The sequence below is a fragment of the Mesorhizobium sp. P5_C1 genome (genome assembly GCF_054049815.1).
Map to the genome: position 1 here is coordinate 1 of NZ_JBFULQ010000892.1, position 1503 is coordinate 1503.

At 60.3% G+C, this 1503-nt stretch carries 1 pseudogene; it reads left to right on the top strand.

What is annotated here, in order from left to right:
• Positions 1 to 136: 136 nt before the first annotated feature.
• Positions 137 to 1503 (top strand): annotated as a pseudogene (locus ACXJ7R_RS32330) (beta strand repeat-containing protein); the annotation flags it as partial.

Consider the following 1503-nt stretch of genomic DNA (forward strand, 5'->3'; position numbering starts at 1 on the left):
GACCATTGGTGGTCAAACCATAAAGTCGCACACGATTTCGAACGGCATCATCACCTTTGATGATGCCAACAGCTTCAGTGCAGCGCTAAATCTGAGTGCCACCGACACGTCGCGAGTCGCCGCTGCAGTTCAGTATTTGCAAAACAACGATATCGGCGCTGCGGGCGCGACGGTGGCGTTCACCGCTACGATAAACGGAACGGCCCACACCTATGTTTACGAACAAGTTGGTGCCACCCCGAATTCGGCGAACGACATCCTTGTCGATCTCTCCGGCGTCACAGTGGCCAATCTTGCCACATTGATCACCAACACCCATGTCAAGCCCGCCGGCGTTGCCGGAGAGCCTATCAATCTGGCTCTAACGAACCCTTCGGGGGATGTCGCGAATGCTATCGTGGTCGTCGTCTCCGGCGTCCCTGTGGGCTGGAGCATCAGCGGGGGTACCGACAACGGCGACGGCACATGGACAGTTCAGAGCAACGATGTGCAATCGCTGACGGTCACCACGCCGGCCGAATTCAGCGGGGCGGCTCTGCTAGACGTCTCGATGACTTGGACGAATGCAGACGGCACGATCGGAACCAAGTTCGTCGCCGACAATGTCGAAGCCTATGCGTCGGGTTCGCCGATTTTTGCCTGGTCCGGCGACGACGTGCTGACCGGCTCGCATGGCAACGACCTGTTCGTCTTCTCGCAGCCGATTGGCAACGACACGGTGCACAGCTTCAACACGGCGGCCGACCATGTCGATCTCATCGGTTATGCCGGTTTTGCGAGCTTCGCCGACGTTCAGGCGCATATGGCGGACGACCCCAACGGCAATGCGGTGATCACGCTTGCGGACGGCCAGTCTGTCACGCTCGACGGGGTGCATTCGAGCGCGCTCACCGGAAGCAATTTCGTCTTCGACCAGACGCCGGTGATGAACAATGCCGGGACCATGTCGATCGGCGACGGCGCGCTGCTGCCACTGAGCGGCACAATCAACAATACCGGCCTTATCTCGCTCGAATCGGCCGGCAACGACACGTTGCTGCAGCTGATCCAGCACGGTATCACGCTGCAAGGTGGCGGACAGATCGTCCTGTCCGACAGCGATGCGAACGTGATCTCGGGCACGGCTGCCGATGTCACCTTGACCAATGTCGACAACACCATCTCCGGCGCTGGCCAACTCGGCGGCGGCCTGCTGGGTCTGAACAATCAGGGCACGATCATCGCCACCGGCACCCATGCACTGGTTATCGACACCGGCAGCAGCACCGTCGTCAACTCGGGAACGCTGGAGGCCACGGGGTCGGGTGGCCTGACGATCAACGGTGCCGTCGCCAATTCCGGATTGATCTGGGCCAATGGCGGCAATGTCGCGATAGGTGGTCAGGTTACCGGCGACGGCGATGCCATCATCGGAAACATGTCACAGCTGGAGTTTCACGCCGCCTCGTCCGCAGACGTCATTTTCGGTGTGGATGCAGCCGGCACGCTGCGGCTGGATGATTC